An 18575-nucleotide genomic window follows, 5' to 3' on the forward strand; every position below is an offset into this window, starting at 1 on the left:
TAACAATGGAACTTATATTAAAACAAGACGTTGAAAATTTAGGATTTAAAGACGATGTTGTAACAGTTAAGAACGGTTATGGTAGAAACTTTTTAATTCCTCAAGGACAAGCGATTTTAGCAACTATATCTGCAAAGAAAGTTTTAGCAGAAAATTTAAAGCAACGTGCTTTTAAAGAAAAGAAAATAGTTGATGATGCTAACAAAATTGCAGAAGCAATTAAAGCATTAGAAATTAAAATACCAGCTAAAGTTGGAACAGGAGACAAATTATTTGGATCTGTAAACAACATTGATGTAGCTGCTGCTTTAGAAAAAGAAGGACAATCAATAGATAAAAAATTCATAACAGTTACTACTGTTAAGCGTTTAGGTAAATATACTTCTGTAGTACGTTTACATAGAGAAGTATCAGTTGATTTAGAATTTGAAGTTATTGCTCAAGCATAGTTAACAATTAGTTAATAAAAGCTTTAAATAATAATAGGCCACTCGTTAGAGTGGCTTTTTTTTGTACTATTTTTGTAAGAATAGGTGTTATGCGTATATAATACCAAATATGACTAACTCAAATAAATTATTCAAAATGAAAAAAAAGTACATTTTAATTTTCTTTTTATTGATTGGTTTAACGGCTTTTTCACAAGTTACTACATCAAATATAAAAGGATTAATTCTAGACGAGACTTCAATACCACTTCCTGGTGCTAATGTTATTGCTGTTCATACGCCAACAGGTACTAAGTATGGAGCTGCCTCAAACATTGATGGACGATTTAACTTATTAAATTTAAGAGTAGGAGGACCATATTCAATCACAATTAGTTTTGTGGGGTACAAAGAGCAATCATTTAACAACGTGTTTTTAACTTTAGGTAAAACACAAAATATTGATATTGTTATGTTAAGTGATAGTGAGCAGCTTGATGCTGTAATGATTCAAGCAAATCAAGGAACTGGAACTTTTGGCAGTGATCGTACTGGAGCCGAAACAAGTGTTGGTAGAAGAGAATTAACACGTTTGCCAACCATATCAAGATCGGCATCAGATTTTACTAGACTTGAGCCAACTGCTAGTGGTAATTCCTTTGGTGGTAGAAACGATCAATTTAATAACTTTTCTTTGGACGGTGCTATTTTTAATAATCCATTTGGATTAGATGCAGCAACTCCTGGGGGACAAACAGATGCACAACCTGTATCATTAGATGCTATTGAGCAAATTCAAGTATCTACAGCGCCCTACGATGTTACACAATCTGGATTTACAGGGGCTTCTGTAAATGCCGTAACTAAAAGTGGAACTAACGAATTTCATGGAACTGTTTATGGATTTACTAGAAATGAATCTATGACAGGAAATAAAATTAAAGGTGAAGATGTTGCAAGACCAGATTTAAACCAAACACAATATGGTATGAGTATAGGTGGGCCAATTGTTAAAAATAAATTATTCTTTTTTGCAAACTTTGAAAAAGATGAGCGTGACGATTTAGGAACTAATGGATGGACACCAAACACAGGGTCTGGAAGTATTAGTGAGTCTAGAGTTTTAGAAAGCGATTTAATTGCAGTTAGAGATGCATTATTAGCTGTAGGATACGATCCTGGTGAATACCAAGGGTTCACTCATGCTGCTGAGTCTACTAAAGGTATTTTTAAAATAGATTGGAATATTAATGATAATAACCGTTTAGCTGTAATTTATAATTTTTTAAATGCATCAAAACAAAAACCAGCGCACCCAACCGCTATTACTTTTAGAGGACCGAGTGCAAATACTTTACAATTTCAAAATTCTGGTTACGAGCAACATAACGAGCTTAAATCTGTACAGTTAGAATTAAATTCGACACTTTCAGAAACATCATCAAACAAGTTGCAAGTTGGTTATACGCACTTTAACGATTATAGAAATCCGTTTTCAACACCAGCACCATCTATCAACATAACCAAAGATGGTTCAAACTATATTATTGCTGGTCATGAGCCATTTTCAGTTCATAATAGATTAGATCAAAAAGTATTTCAATTATCTGATAACTTAAACTTTTTTAAAGGCGATCATACATTTACAATTGGTTTTGCTTTTGAAAAATTTGAATTCGATAACTCTTTCAACTTAACGAGTTATGGTTTTGATCTTTTTGGATCTGTTGATATTAGTGGTTTCGATGCTACAAGTTATGATTTTGCTGGTCCTCAAGCCACTTTTAATGCAAATAATGCTGTGCCAGATGGCGAAGGTTGGGCTTTAGCTGAAACTAATGTTGGACAATTATCTTTTTATGTTCAAGATGAATGGAATGTAAATGAAAAATTCAAACTAACTTATGGTTTACGTTTCGATAAACCCATGTTTTTTGATTCTGCTGAAAAAGCACAAGATGTTATTGATAGAGGTTTTGTTTTACCAGATGTACAATATGAGGACCCAAATACAGGAGAGTCTGTAACTATTGATAATACACAAATGCCTAGTAGCGATTGGTTAGTATCTCCAAGAGTTGGGTTTAATTACGATGTTAATGGAGATGATACGTTTCAGCTTCGTGGCGGTTCAGGATTATTTACTGGTCGTTTCCCATTTGTTTGGTTAGGTAATCAAATTGCTGCACCAGATGCATTCTTTTTACAAGCTGTAGATCCAGATTATAAATATCCACAAGTTTGGCGTACTAATATTGGTGCTGATAAAAAACTTGAAAACGGATTGATTTTAACAACAGACCTTTCATATACAAAAGATATTAATGGAGCTCATGTTCAGCATTGGGGATTATCAACACCCTCAGGAACTTTACAAGGTGTGGATAATAGACCAATTTATACAGCTGCTGATATTCTAACTTTTGATGGAAACCCTAGTGATGGCGCTTTTGTTTTTACAAATTCGGATAAAGGAAGAATTTGGAATGCCTCATTAAAAGCTCAAAAATCTTTTGAAAATGGGTTGTATACCATGTTAGCTTATAGTTATTTAAATTCTAAAGATGTTAACTCTATTGAAGCAGAAATTACAAGTGATGCATTTGCTGGTAATCCTGCAGTAGGAAATGTAAATAACGATGTGTTATCGTATTCAAAATATGGAGATACCCACCGTTTTATTGGTGTAGCTAGTAAAAAATGGAACTATGGTAATGACAAATGGTCAACTACAATTTCTACATTTTTTGAATATGCACAAGGTGGGCGTTTTAACTATACCTATGGTGGCGATATAAACGGAGATGGATCTGGAATTAACGATTTAATTTATATTCCAACATCAACCGAAATTACGCAAATGCAATTTGCAACTGCTGGTGATGCGGCAGATTTAGAGGCTTACATTGCTCAAGATGATTATTTAAGCGATAGACGAGGGGAATATGCAGAGCGTTATGGGGCTTTAGCGCCTTGGAGAGGTAAATGGGATCTTAAATTTTTACAAGATTATAAATTTAAGGTTTCTGGAGATAAAACAAATACCATTCAATTTAGTATCGATGTGTTGAATATTGGTAATTTATTAAATTCAGATTGGGGAATCATTCAACAACCAAATAGTGTACAACCCATTGGTGTAACTTTTCCAGATGCTAACCCAGATCCTAACGTTTATGAGGCAGATCGTACTCAAAATCCTATTTATTCTTTTAATGGAGATCAACAAACAACCTTTGGATTCGATTCTAGCTTAGCTTCTAGGTGGCAAGCTCAAGTAGGATTACGCTATATTTTCTAAAATAAGACGATATATATTCTTAAATTTGCGCTCCTTAACTAAGGGGCGCTTTTTTTATGTGTAATATGAAATATATAGTAGTAATTTGTATTCTTTTAGCGAGTTTTTCGTGTAAAGAAAAGACCGATAAATCTTCAGAAAGTAATAAATCTGTATTGATAAGTAAATTTGCTTACCAAGCTAAAACAACACCTGTAATAAGTGTGCATAGAGGCGGGAAGTCTATTAAAAATTATCCAGAAAACTGTTTAGAAACATTAAAGTATATTAACGACAGTATTACCGCTATTTATGAAATAGATGTTGCCAAAACAAAAGATAATGTGTTGGTTTTAATGCATGATAATAGTATAAGTAGAACCTCCACAGGAGAAGGCAATATTACAAACTATACGTACGAAGAGTTACTAAAGTATAATTTAGAAGATGATTTTGGTAACGAAACTACATTTAAAATACCTTTATTTAAAGATGTTTTAGCGTGGGCAAAGGCAAACAATGTTGTTTTAACTATAGATATTAAAAAAAGTGTATCGGTAGAGCAGGTAGTTGCTCTGGTTAAAGAAGTTGGCGCCGATGATGTATCTGTAATTATTACTTATAACATGAAACAAGCTAATGCAGCCTATAAAGCAGCACCTGGTTTAATGTTATCGGTGTCAGCAAGGAATGAAGAAGAGCTAGATTGGTTATTACATTCTGAAATACCAACAGAAAATATGATGGCTTTTACAGGAACTCGATTATCTCCTACAGCACTATACCAAAAACTACACGATTTAGGAATTACCTGTACATTGGGAACCCTAGGGAATTTAGATAAGCAAGCTCAAGCAAAGGGCGATGAATTGTATCAAAAATGGGTGAATTTAGGCATTGATGTTATCGCTACCGATAGACCGTTTGCCGCAGCAGCAAGCTTAAATGTTAAAAAATAAAGTATAATTCTCGTTGGTTCGAGAATAAAAAAAATATCATGAAATATTCAAGACTTACGAAAGAACAATTCGAAGAGTTACACCAAGAATTTATCAATTTTTTGGCAACACAATCTATAACTGCAGATGAGTGGACAAATTTAAAAACCAACAAGCCCGATTTAGCCGAAATGGAATTAGACGTGTTTAGCGATTTAATTTGGGAAGGTGCTTTAAACAAAGCTGAATACTTAGAACATTTTGCACCACAACACATGTATTTATTTCATTTAGAAGATACTAAAATGCATGCTATTGTAGTGAACTTAAAAAATGATGTTGATATAACTACCCAAGAAGGTTATGATTGGCTACGTGAAAACTTGATGGATGAAAATGTTGAGTTTTTACAAGCCGATAAAGAATACTCTGAAGATAAAAACTTAGATAAGTTTAAAATGATAGAACAAGGCGCTTCTATAACTAAGGGTGAATTGTATAATTATTTTTATAAGTTAATAAATTAGTGAAAAGTCGCAGTATTCAGTAGCAGTTTGCAGTCAATTAGGGTTTAAATATTTTACTTTTTTGTTGTATTAGAAAATTTTGTAAAATAGAATTATACTAATTTTCTCCGTGTATCTCTGTGAAACCTCTGAGAATCTCTGTGTAAAATTATTTTCTACATAAAAAGCTAGCATTACCAGTTTCATTAATTATTTTTGTCATTCCGCACGTGATGCGGAATCCACTTTTAAAGTAGTATTCATTAAAAAAGATACCCGTTTTCACGGGCATAAATATGGCTCAGAAACCAAGCATCCCGAAAGGAACTAGAGATTTTAATCCAGAACAAGTAGCAAAACGAAATTATATTTTTAATACCATTCGCGGTGCTTTTGAATCATTTGGATTTCAACCTATTGAAACACCAAGTTTTGAAAACTCGGATACCTTAATGGGAAAATATGGTGATGAAGGTGATCGATTGATTTTTAAGATTTTGAATTCTGGTGATTTTTATAGATCTCTAAGAATGGACGATGCCGTTACATTACATGGTTTAGAAAAATTTTATAATTATTTAGATAAATCATTAAATAATGATAGCGGAACTTTTGAGGATTCAATTGATTATGAATTGAAAGTAGGTTATGAAAATAATGAGGATTATTATCGAAAAATTAAAGATTATATTATAAATATAAAGGAAATTGATTTTTCTATATCATTGCCATTAAATGATGATTTTAAGAATAAAAGTAGAAAAATTATTTTATTAAGATGTGCTCGGTTATTTATACTAGATTCTAAAACTCATATTTCAAAAATATCAGAAAAGGCTCTTAGGTACGACCTAACAGTCCCATTTGCACGCTACGTAGTACAACACCAAAACGAGATAGAGTTTCCTTTTAAGCGTTACCAAATACAACCAGTTTGGCGGGCAGATAGACCTCAAAAAGGACGTTTTAGAGAGTTTTTTCAATGTGATGCCGATGTGGTTGGTAGTAAATCGCTTTGGCAAGAAGTTGAGTTTATACAATTATACGATTCGGTTTTTTCAGCCTTAAAATTGGAAGGCGTTACCATAAAAATAAATAATAGAAAAATACTTTCTGGCATAGCCGAAGTTATTGGAGCAAGCGATAAACTTATCGATTTTACTGTGGCTTTAGATAAGCTAGATAAAATAGGCGAGGAGAAGGTAAAAGAAGAAATGCGCTCTAAAGGCATTTCTGAAGATGGTATTTCTAGATTACAACCTTTATTTACGTTGTCTGGTTCTTTTGAATCGCAAATAGAAAGCTTAAAAGATATATTAAATAGTTCTGAAGAAGGTAAAAAGGGTATTGAAGAATTAAGTTTTATTAATGCTGCAATTACTGAATTAGGATTATCAACGGCAAAATTACAATTTGATGTAACATTGGCCCGAGGATTAAACTACTATACAGGTGCGATTTTTGAAGTTTCTGCTCCAGAGCAAGTTAAAATGGGCTCTATTGGTGGCGGTGGTCGTTATGACGATTTAACTGGAATTTTCGGAATGAAAGATGTAAGTGGTGTTGGTATTAGCTTTGGCCTAGACCGTATTTATTTGGTACTTGAAGAATTAGGTTTATTCCCAGAAACGGTAACAAAAAATGTTGAGGTATTATTTATCAATTTTGGAGATAAAGAAGCTTTGTTTAGTTTAAAAGCTATAAAGCAATTACGTGCTCAAGGCGTTAATGCAGAATTATATCCAGATGCTGCTAAAATGAAAAAACAAATGAATCATGCAAACAAGCGCAATATTCCCTTTGTTGTTTTAGTTGGTGATCAAGAAATTGAATCGAACACTTATACTTTAAAAAATATGATTTCTGGTGAGCAAGATAAAGTTTCGCTTGAAGCTTTAGTAAATCTTATAAAATAAAAAAGTCCCAAACGTCAATTTAGGACCTGAAGAGTATTTTAGATTTGGAGTAATTTGTTTTAAAGTGACTAACTCAAATAATTAATTTAATCTATTAATACTTTTATTGTATTTGTACTAATACTTGGTAGTAGTACAATTTATCGTTTTTTATGTGCGTATTTGTTATTTAATAATACTTGTTTACGCCGCTAATATACTGTTTAATTTTAAATAAACACGATAAAAAGCATAAAAACACGATAAAAAACAAAATTCTTTAACATTTATACAATGCTAAAAGCAACATTAAGTAAAAATAGAGTTGGGTTTAATAAATATTATAGACCTACTTAGCTAATTATTTTATAAATACTTTTTTAGAAATCATTCCAAATTCAGTTTCAATTTTTAAAATATAATTACCAGCTTTAATTTGATTAGCGCTATATGTTAAACTAGTTTTACTAGTATTAATTTGAAATTTAAAAAGTGATTGCCCTAGTATATTAAACATTTCTACAGTTTTTATATACTTTGAAGCTGGGTTATTTACAACAATACTATTTTTTTCGTTTGAAAAATATACTTCAATTTGTTTGTTTTCATTTTCTTCAACATCTAGGGTTGAGTTTTTGGAAAATGTAATCTCAAAACGATTTAAATATTGACCAGCTTCAATATAGGTTTCATATTGATTTTTCTTTAAATCTTGGTAAATACCTAAGTCTTTATCATGTAAATAAATTTCAAACTCGTTAGACACATTTTCTAAATCGTCAATTTTTATAGTATTAAGACCTGCTGTTTGTGAATGCATTCCCAAAGGAATAATAGTTTGTTCGTTTATTTCGTTAATACCTTGAATAGTGAATTTTTCGTTATTTATTAACCAATACATATCATCTGATTGTGTATCAATATATTTAGAATCATAGCCCCAATCGCGACCTATAGTTGCATTTTCATCTATAGTTATTAATAATTGTCTTTGTATTTTATTTACAGAATTAAAACCTATTCTCAATTTCATTCTTACATCATTACTATTCGATGTTTTGTCGTTAGAATTATTATTTTTGTGAGGAGTATTGTTCGAGTCTTCTTCAATATAAAAAGCACGTTGTGCATTATTAAAATTAATAGTTCCGTTATTGGCTGCAGTTGCATAAAAACCTTGTCCAACTGGAATATATTTATTTGGGACTTCATCTGAAGAACCTCCAGTAGAAACAATATTGCCATCAATACTTTTTCCGGCAGCAGGAACACCACCAGAAAGGGAGTAAGTTGCATATCCGCCTTGATAATCGCTTGCTACATGCGATCCACCTCCCCAATGTTTCCAAAAATAAAGTGTTCCATCTATAGATCCCTCACCTTCTTTAGTTGATTTGTTATCTTCAATAAATTTTATAGCATCTATTGCAGAAGGGTATGGGTTACCAACTAAATAATCATTTCCTGCAAAGACTGGTATGCTAATGTTACCATTATTTGGTTTGCCTTGAAGTGTGTATTCTTGTTCATCTAAAATAGTTCCAGTACCTGGGCCTTTCATAGTAAAGCCTTCACCAGGAGTTATTTTCCCAGAACTTCTTACATGCTGCCATGATGAATAATTGTCGCTTAAATTATTGGCGTATTTCCAAATCCAATAATCTGCAATTGATAGTGGCGAGATAATTCCATTATAACCTTCATCTATAAAGCTAATGTCTGTAAATATATCTTTTACAGTATAACTATTATTAACTGTTGAATTATTTGTTTTTCCTACTGGAGATGACCAATAATTATAGGTAAAATTATCTGCAGTTCCTTGAAGGGATATTTCTAAGATTCCTGAGCTAATTTTGTTTAAAGTACTATGTTCTGTTTGTATTAATTGAGATTCACCTTGCAAATCTAATAGCCCATCTAACAATAAATACCAAGAATTAACAAGTGCAAAGTCTGGATTTATTTTTAATATACCTTCTTTGGTAATTATAAGGCCAGCAGTAGTAATATCGGAATTAACTTCTAAATTCCCATTAATTTTAACTATGGAATGCTCTGGTATTACTTTACTAATATCCCATTGCGCTCCATATAGCCAATTTTTAGGGTTGTTCCAGTTTCCATCGCAAGATTTAGTTGTTTCATAGGGCAAAGGGGCTGTAAAATCTTGATTTTCTTGAAATACAGACATGTTATTTAGTTTACCAACTCTATTGTTATTAGAATTATCTGGTACAAACCCAGTATCAGAATTCTTCATTTTATAATAAAGTAATAAATCACTCCATAGTAAATCATCAATATCTTTTGGAATTACTGTACCTTGAACGTTTCCGTTATTATTTTTAATTTCTTGGTTAATTTGTTGGTGTAATTGGTTGTTTGTTAATGCTTTATTGAAAACTCTACTTTCATATATGGCTCCTTTAAAATAATTATTTTCTTCAAGCGCATTACGTCCTATTTCAAAATCATGATTTAAGTTCCAAATAGTTGTATCATTAATAGTGGCTCCAATTAAATTGTTATCTGTATAATTCCAAATAGCTTCTCCGTTTAAGTATAAAGAAGTAGTACCTGTATTTCCATCAAATTTTAGAGCAGTATGATACCAAAGGTCTTCTTCTAATATGAAAGTTGATGTATCGGGAGATTTAATTTCTGTTCCTGAATTTAGTTTAATAAAGGCGTTTAATTTTTTATTAGCATCTATAAATAACCTAAAATTGCGTTGTCCCATGATTTCACCACCCACAAATCCCTCATCTAATTTTATCCAAGACATCATGGTTACGTCAGATCTACCTCCTAAAAAAGGTTCACTATTTATATAATCATCTGTTCCGTCAAAATCTATAGTTTGAGGTGTGCAAAAACTAAAACTGCCTAAGCCCGTTGCGTGCAGTTGGTCGTTTGTACATGTATCACAATCTTCCCATAAAAACGAGATACTTTTTATATGGTTTGGACTTGTATAGTTAACACCAATTATTGCATTGTTCCCAGAGGTTAAGTTTGTAGTTGCATTTACAACACCTGTATTATCGTCTGAAGTGTAAGTAGGAGAAGGAGAATTAGTAAATTCAGGGTAAATGGTATTTCCATCTTTATCTTTACCTGTAAAAGTATATTTATCTCCATTAGATTCCCATTTGTTTATGTGGTATACATCAAAAGATAAAGCATAAATAGGTTTACTAAATGTTATAGTACATGTTATTCCAGTTCCTGAAAATCCTTTAGACAATAAATCAATCCCCTTGTATAAATAACTCGATTGTGTTCCCACTTTAGGTGTGTTTCCTCCCCAAAAGCCTAATGTGTTTGTTTCTCCTGTGAATGTAACAGTAACGTCGGTACCTGAATTATCTACATTTGTATATGTATTTGATAATGTTCCAGGCGACCAATAATGATCTTCGCTTACCATACTCGTGGTCCAGTTTAAATTAAAATTTTGCCCACAGACTGGTTTATCATGAAGCTGACCAAATGTTTTATTAAAACTAAAAAGGAGAGCGTAAATTATAATTATTTTAATAGCAATATGCTTCATAAAGAGGTCTTTTATTTGGAGTAAATATTGTTTTATTTAAATACCATTTAGTTATTCAACTAAAATCTTTTTGGAAATTGTATTGTTTTCTGTTGTTAGATTGATAATATATACTCCAGCATTTAATTGCTTTATTTTAAATTCAATATAGTTTTTATTTAGATTTTCATCTATATCTTCACTTATTTTGAATACAGATTGACTTAATACATTATGCATTTCTACAGCTTTAATGTTTATTAATTTCGGATTATTTATTATAAGGCTCTCTTTATCATTTGAAAAATAAACTTGCAAATCTATTCCTTCCTGATCTTCTGTACTTAAAGAAGCATTACTAGAAAATGTAATTTCAAAACGGTCTTTATATTCTCCAGGAGTTAATAAAATACTAAAGTCATTTTCTCTCAAGTTGTGATAGGTGTTTAATTCAGTATCATGAACGTAAATGTTTTTATAATTATCCACATTTTCTAAGTTATCAATACTAACTTCTGCTATGCCTTCTTTAGCAATTTTTAAACTAAAAGGTATAATCTGCTCTTGATTAAAATTGTTAACTGCTTGTATTATTAGTTTAGAATCATTTAAATTCCAATACATATCTTCATCATTATCTTCAATTATAAAAGCATCATAGCCTAAATCAAAACCATTTGATGCGTTTGCATCTACACCTGTTAGTATTTGGCGATGGTATCCATCAGGAGAATTAAACATTAATCTTATTTTTTCTCTTGAATCAATGGCGTCACTTGTAGTGCTATTTGATTTTTTATCAGTTTTAAAGAATGTAGAACCACTATTAGTTCCAGAAACTATTTCTTTTTGGAAAACTCTTTGACTATTTTTAAAATGTAGATCGCCATCTACAATTGGATTAGTTAACCCAGTAACACTACCATCATCTGCAGAAACAAAGAAGCCTTGACCAACAGCAATAAACCTTTCTGGGATTTTAGTTCCTGTTGCGTAAGTTGCATTGATTCTAGTATCAGTAGATATTGCCTGAGTTCCTCCCATTAGCGTATAAACAGCATAACCACCTTGATATGAAGATAGATTATGACTATTAATTGCAAAGTGATCCCAGAAATATAAGGCACCATTAATAACATTTCTATCATTATTTCCATAATTTGTTCCGTCAGATGTTTCTGAAGTATGAATGTTATCTAGTATAAATTGATCAGCATCTAATGCAGAAGGGTATGGATTACCAACTAAATAGTCGTTTCCGGCGTTAATAGATAAATCAAAATCACCGTTATTAGGTTGCCCTTGCATAATATAGTTTTGATCTGGTGTTGCAGTACCAGGGCCTTTCATCGTAAAGCCTTCACCTATGGATAATGATCCTGTACTTCTAAGGTGTTGCCATTCAGAATAGTTATTACTCGGTCTGTTAGTGTATTTCCAAATCCAATAATCTGCAACTGCAGGTGCCGTAGAACCATTATATCCAGAGGTTAAGAAACCAACATTAGTTATTACATCTGCAACTGTATAATTAGCATTACTAGTAGGAGATACTGGTGAGCACCAATAATTATATAAATATGTATTCGAATATCCTTGTTGGTCACGTTCTAATGTGCCTAAACTAGCAGTATCAAAATCACTTTGATCAGTTTGAACTAATTGAGATTCTCCTTCTAAGTCAATAGTGCCATCAAGTTTTAAATAATGTGTAACTGTTAGCCCTATACCAGTATTAGAAGCGGTACTACCATTAACTTGTAAATCACCACTATTAATTATAAGCCCTTGAACAGAACAATCTCTAGTTCTTACATCAGAAACTGTTGAGGAAGTTCCAAGGTAAGTATCATGGTTTATTTCAACTATGTTCCAATCAATAGGTGTTGTACCATCAATAATAGATAGTGAATTAGGTAATGTTTGTACTGTATTGTTTAACCAAGTAGCATCATCATCCCATATACCAGTAGCTTGTGTTTCGTAAGGTAGGGGAGCAGTTTGGTAATCAACAGTATTTAAATTTCTTAATGCCCCTTGATTATTATTTCCAGACATGTCATTAGTATTTGTATACGTGTAAACAGACATAGGATAATAACCAGCTAAACTAGCCCAAGGAATTGTACTTATTTCATTTTTAGAAATAGTAGTAGGTATTACATCTCCATATTCTAAAGCTAAGGTAGCATCATTACTGATTTCTTGATTCATTATGTATTTTAATTGATTCACAGATAAAGCCGTATCCCAAACTCTAACTTCGTCTATGTTACCGGCAAAATAATCTGTTGTATTAGGGTCGAAACCATCTGCAGCAGCAATAAGAAATTTTTGTGATGTAGCTACTGGAGCAGGTAATGATGAAGCTGTTGTGTCAGCAACACCATCAATATACAAAGTGGCAGTTCCACTATTGTATATAACAGCTACTTGATGCCATTCGCTTTCAGGAATTGCAACTGATGAGGTTAGGGTAGAGGCAACACCATTTAAGGTGAATACTAAATGCCCTGAACCATTAATTCTAAAATCGTAACCTTCGCTATTAGCAGCATTTCTTTTTGAAATAATTGATGCGTTTATAGCGCCTGCATCTCTTTTTATCCATGCAGACATTGTAAAAGCAGATGTATTTAAGTCTATATTATCTTCAATATCAATATAATCTACTGCGCCATCAAAATAAACTGAGCGTTCAACTATAATTTGAGGAGCGTATCCAAAAGTGATGAATTTAGTTCCATTGAAATTGTAATCTGCCTCTAAATTACCGCTCCCATCTGGAGTCATTACTCGATAGTCTGCAGTTGGGTCGAATACATCTGTATCAGATATAAACATTAAGAAACTACCTGGAGGTGTAATATTTCTAATAGTATTTTGCGGTAATTTAACTTTACAAGAAGGAATATCTCCTCCAGTTTCTACTACTTTCCAAATACGTTGCATAGCTGTAAATGAAACAGGAGTTGTTAATCCAGATATACCAGAACTCATATCTACAGCTACAGAAGTGGCTGCTAAATTTAGATCTACACCATTATTACCCCATACTAGATATTCTCTGTCATTGAAAGTTGTAGGGTTCGTATTTATGTTCGTATTATTTGTGTCGTAAACATCATTTATACCAATAGTTAAAAAACCACTTGTTGGTCCTGTGCCATCGCTAAATTTATTTTCACTAGCAGATTGTTTTTGAAGTAAATCAGAATCATCATCTCTACCAATACCTGCAATATCATAATTATATCCAGAGTTAACCGAAGTATCCCAAATAACATTTCCTTGAGAGTCAATATAATCTACATCATTTAATCTATCAGCAGTTATACTTCCGCTTGCATGTAATGTTACACCATTTTTAATGGCTAAATAAGATTGAATTTTTTGTTGACCTAAAACTGAATTTTTAGAATTGTAACTTATAATTTCTGTAATTCTTCCATCTACATAAGCATCAACATTTCCATTTAAAGTGAATCTTCCAACACCTAAATAATATTGTTGATTTAAAAATTCTGAAAAATTTAAATTCCCAGTAAATCCAGGTAATCCAGTATCATAAGCTTGTGCTTCCATATCATCTATTCTAATACCATTTTTATAGATTTCTGTAGAACTGTCTGTAGCGTTTGTTTTTATATTATAAATAATAACTTCATCAGTATAACTTTCTGATGTGCTAGTCATTGCTTTACCATATTGTAAATCTGAAGCAGGAGTTGGTGAAGTTGGAACCGAATTAGACATATGTGCTACAACCTCGTCAGCAAATCTTCGAGAAATATTTCCTAGTCCTAAACCTGTACCATCAACTTGTGGGGCCTCATTAGCAACTCTACCACCAATAGGTACTTGTCTATTACCGGCTCCATTGTCAATAGTTCCATTAGATTTTATCACAACAAAATAGTCGTGAGAAAAATAGCCACCTTTGCCTCTCATATATTCTGAGTTAGACCTGTCAAAACTAATTACTGGGTTGTAGTTAATATTATCTGTACTATTGTCGTTAAAAGATGGGCTGTTTCCCGTAATTCCATCGGCATCATTATTAAAAGCGCTATCAGACCAATTACTAATGTCTGTCCCATCAGCAATACTTCCGGATTCAGAAGTAGCTTTTAGCCAAAGTTTTAAATTGGCATTCATTGATCCAGGACCAATAGTAGGGTCAGGAAAAGCAATTATAGGGTCTGCATAAATTAAAACATTATCTACCGCTGCACCATCATCTGTTGCACCATTATCAGAAGCAAATACAAATCTTACTTGAACTTCTGCTGAATTGTCTAATGAAGCTGGTAAGCTTATACTTGCAGTTTCAAAATAGTTGGCTATGGCTTGACTCGTTGCTGTATCTCCAGTCCATCCATCTGAACCAGCAGATATTGCATCAACAACTCCGGCACCATCATACCAATTAGTACCACTACCTGAAGCTCCAAGAATTGTCCATGAAGACCAAATACCTAATGTTCTTTTTCTGTATTCTACAATCATGCCATCATCATCATCTTGATCAAGATTATAGCGAATATCAGCACTAAATAACATATTATAATAACCTATTGTTGAAATAATAGGGCTTTCAACTGTTGTGTAAGCATTGTTAGAATAATTATTGTATGTATCAGTATACCAGTAGTTTCCTTCTCCTGTTTCTGATGCTGCAGTTAATCCTGTACCATATGCCCAATTTGTTGTTGATCCTGTAGAAGCTGTCCATCCACCATCGTTTTCATCAAAGTTCTCATAATAAATGGTATGTTGAGGTGCAGATAATGCGCCTACAACACCAGTTCCTCGGATGTCAAAATTATAAGGGTCTTCACTACCACTAGTATCATTATTTGCTATACTTATGGTTGCAGTTCTTAAGCCAGCGGCACCAGGAGTAAAAGTGATATTAAATGTTGTACTATTTCCTGCTGCAATAGAGCTAGAAGGAATAGCAGTTACAGAAAAATCTGCAGCATGTGTTCCTGAAATATTTACATATGGTAAAAGTCCAGTTAAATTTAAAGCAATTATTCCGGTGTTATTTATAGTAAATGTATGTGTAGCGGATGCAAGGGTGTTTACATTCCCAAAATCTGTATCATCTACTGTTGCAGGCGAGGTGTCTCCCGATGTAATAATTGTTCCATTACCCTCAATGTCTATTTCGGAACTTCCAACTACCCCAGAACCTTGTACTACAAACGTATATGGATCTTCACTACCACTAGTATCATTGTTATCAATAGAAATAGTTGCTTGTACATTAGTAACTACTGCTGTTGGTGAAAACCTTACTACAAAAGTAAGACTGTTGCTGCTATTTATGCTATTTGCACTTGGTTGCGTTAAGATTGTAAAAGCTGCATGACCACTAATATCTACCAAAGGCGAACCTCCAGTTAGGTTTAAAGTTGCAGTACCAATATTTTGAATTGTAAATGTATGATCTAAAGATGTAGCAATAGCTACTGAACCAAACTCTCTATCATCAGTAACAACAGGAGTTATATCTCCAGATGTAATGTTATTACCATTACCAGTTATATTTATTTCTGGAGCAGGCGTAAAAGAAGAACCTTGCACTACAAAAGTATATGGGTCTTCACTACCAGTGGTATCATCATTAGCGATGGAAATAGTTGCTTGAACATTTGTAACATCAACTGTAGGAGCAAAGCGAACCACAAAAGTAAGATCACCACCACTACTAGCAATACTGCTGGCACTAGGTTGCGTTAAAATTGTAAAAGCAGCATTACCGCTAATAGCTACATCAGGAGCACCAGTTAAGTTTAAAGTTGCAGTACCAATATTTTGAATAGTGAATGTATGATCTAAAGTTGTTGCATTTGCAATAGCACCAAATTCAGTATCATCAGTTACAACCGGAGTTATATCTCCAGTTGCAATGTTATTACCATTACCAGTAATATTAATTTCAGGTTGAGGTGTAAAAGAAGAACCTTGCACTACAAAAGTATATGGATCCTCACTACCAGTAGTATCATCATTAGCTATAGAAATAATAGCTTGTACATTTGTAACATCTACAGTAGGAGCAAAGCGAACCACAAAAGTAAGATCGCTACCACCGCTAGCAATACTACTAGCACTAGGTTGTGTTAAGATTGTAAAAGCAGCATTACCGCTAATCGCTACATCTGGGGCACCAGTTAAACTTAAAGTTCCAGTACCTGTATTTTGAATAGTAAATGTATGATCTAAAGTTGTAGCATTAGCAATAGAGCCAAACTCAGTATCATCAGTAATTACAGGAGTTATATCTCCAGCATTAATGTTATTGCCATTACCAACAATATTTATTTCAGGAAATGGCGTAGATGCGATTCCTTGAATTAGTACTTGATCAAAAGCAGCTCCAATATCAGTAACTGACCCATCAGATCCGAATATAAACCTAAACTGGACTTGTGCGTTTCCGTCAAAACCTGCATTAAAAGCGCTCAGATCCATATCTCTGGCAATCCAACCTCCACTATTTCCAGACCAACCATCAGCATTGTTTGCAATACCATCGACATCGGTATCATTATACCAATTGCCTCCAACAACACCTAAATCTGCCCAAGTTGTACCATTGTTAAGTGAGTATTCAACTTGCATTCCATCATATGCATTTTCCGTATTATACCAAGCATCAAAATCAAAGGTTATGTCTGTGTAACCGACTGTGCTTATTGTAGGACTAGTAACTATTATAAAAGTGTTACTATTATATTCAGTTGTATATCTTTCAGTATAAAAATAATCTCCTGTTGCTCCTGCAGTATGAGCTGCATTAGTACCGTTAATCCACGCTCCAGTTCCGCCTCCTGTAGTAGTTGTTGTCCAGCCACCAGGGCCAGATGAGAAATCTTCAAAATATATAGCTGAAATACCTGTGCCCCAAATATCAAAAGTATACGGGTCTTCACTACCCGTAGTATCATCGTTAGCAATACTAACCGAAGCAGTTCTTAAACCTACTGCGCTAGGATTAAAAGTTATTGTAAATGTTGTACTGCCAGAAGCAGCTATTGAAGCTGTAGGGTTTGCAGTTAATGTAAAATCTCCTGCATGAGCACCAGTAATTGTAACATACGGAGATCCTCCAGTTAAATTTAAGGCAGCTGTCCCTGTATTTTGTATAGTAAATGTATTTAGGTTGGTTCCAGCAGCTACGTCAACATTCCCAAAATCTGTATCATCACCAATAATAGGGGTTGTGTCTCCATCTGAAATATCGGTTCCGTTTCCTTGAATGTTTATTTCTGGACCAGAAGCTGTTGGATAACCTTGAATTAAAATTTCATCAAAACCAACACCTTTATCATTAACACTTCCATCAGATGCAAAAATAACTCTAATCCTTGCTTGAGTTGCACTTTCAAACCCTATATCTTCAGTACTTAAGTTTATATCTCTACTTACCCAACCGCTATTTGTCGCAGACCATCCATCTTCAGTTGTATTAAAGGCATCAATGCTTGTTTCATTATACCAGTTTGTATTAGCTACCGTGCCTAAATCACTCCAAGATGTTCCATTGTTTAAGGAGTATTCCATTTTCATACCATCCCAACCAGTTTCAACATCGTACCATACATCTAAATCTAATGTGATAGTATTATATCCTGTTAAATCAACTGCTGGACTTGTAGCTGTAATATAGGTGTCATTCCTATATCTTCCACCGCCACCATATTGTTGAGAATAAAAATAGCTGCCTGTAGCACCTCCGGCTAAATCAGCATCAGTACCTTGTACCCAATCACCGCCAGAAGCTCCAGTTGAAGTGTCTGTCCAACCTCCAGTTCCAGAGTCGAAACTTTCAGCATATATCGCTGTTTGCGAAAATGCGAATGAGGAAATGATTATGGTAATAGTTAGTAAAAGGTATTTTAATGAAAAATTAATTATTTTCATAATAGGTTAATTTTGGTTTGGGATAACATTTAAGTTCCAAATATAACTTTGAACT

7 protein-coding genes are annotated in these 18575 nt (G+C 33.2%); 5 read left to right on the top strand and 2 right to left on the bottom strand.

Annotated features, from left to right (window positions below):
- Positions 1–5: 5 nt before the first annotated feature.
- From rplI to hisS, 5 genes are all read left to right on the top strand, one after another.
- Positions 6–449, top strand: coding sequence for a 50S ribosomal protein L9 (gene rplI, locus SJY43_RS09835; RefSeq protein WP_396600562.1), 444 nt, complete (start codon positions 6–8; stop codon positions 447–449).
- A gap of 136 nt (positions 450–585) precedes the next feature.
- On the top strand, positions 586–3729 hold the full coding sequence (locus tag SJY43_RS09840) for a TonB-dependent receptor domain-containing protein (RefSeq protein ID WP_396600563.1): 3144 nt from the start codon (positions 586–588) through the stop codon (positions 3727–3729).
- A gap of 65 nt (positions 3730–3794) precedes the next feature.
- Positions 3795–4667 (top strand): glycerophosphodiester phosphodiesterase family protein, encoded by an 873-nt coding sequence (locus SJY43_RS09845; RefSeq protein WP_396600564.1) that lies wholly within the window; start codon positions 3795–3797, stop codon positions 4665–4667.
- A 38-nt stretch (positions 4668–4705) separates the two neighbouring features.
- Positions 4706–5173: a DUF6495 family protein gene (locus tag SJY43_RS09850; protein ID WP_396600565.1), complete on the top strand. Its 468-nt coding sequence runs from the start codon at positions 4706–4708 to the stop codon at positions 5171–5173.
- 275 nt (positions 5174–5448) lie between these two features.
- Positions 5449–7068 (top strand): histidine--tRNA ligase, encoded by a 1620-nt coding sequence (gene hisS, locus SJY43_RS09855; RefSeq protein ID WP_396600566.1) that lies wholly within the window; start codon positions 5449–5451, stop codon positions 7066–7068.
- A gap of 340 nt (positions 7069–7408) precedes the next feature.
- Here hisS and SJY43_RS09860 read toward each other — a convergent pair whose 3' ends face one another.
- Entirely contained in the window at positions 7409–10606 is a 3198-nt protein-coding gene (locus SJY43_RS09860; protein ID WP_396600567.1) for a LamG-like jellyroll fold domain-containing protein, read from the bottom strand.
- 51 nt (positions 10607–10657) lie between these two features.
- Positions 10658–18520 carry a choice-of-anchor D domain-containing protein gene (locus SJY43_RS09865; protein WP_396600568.1) on the bottom strand — a complete coding sequence of 2621 codons (7863 nt, stop codon included), beginning with the start codon at positions 18518–18520 and terminating at the stop codon, positions 10658–10660.
- Positions 18521–18575: the final 55 nt, after the last annotated feature.

The organism is Algibacter sp. R77976, assembly GCF_044594645.1.
Classification (GTDB): Bacteria; Bacteroidota; Bacteroidia; order Flavobacteriales; family Flavobacteriaceae; genus Algibacter_B.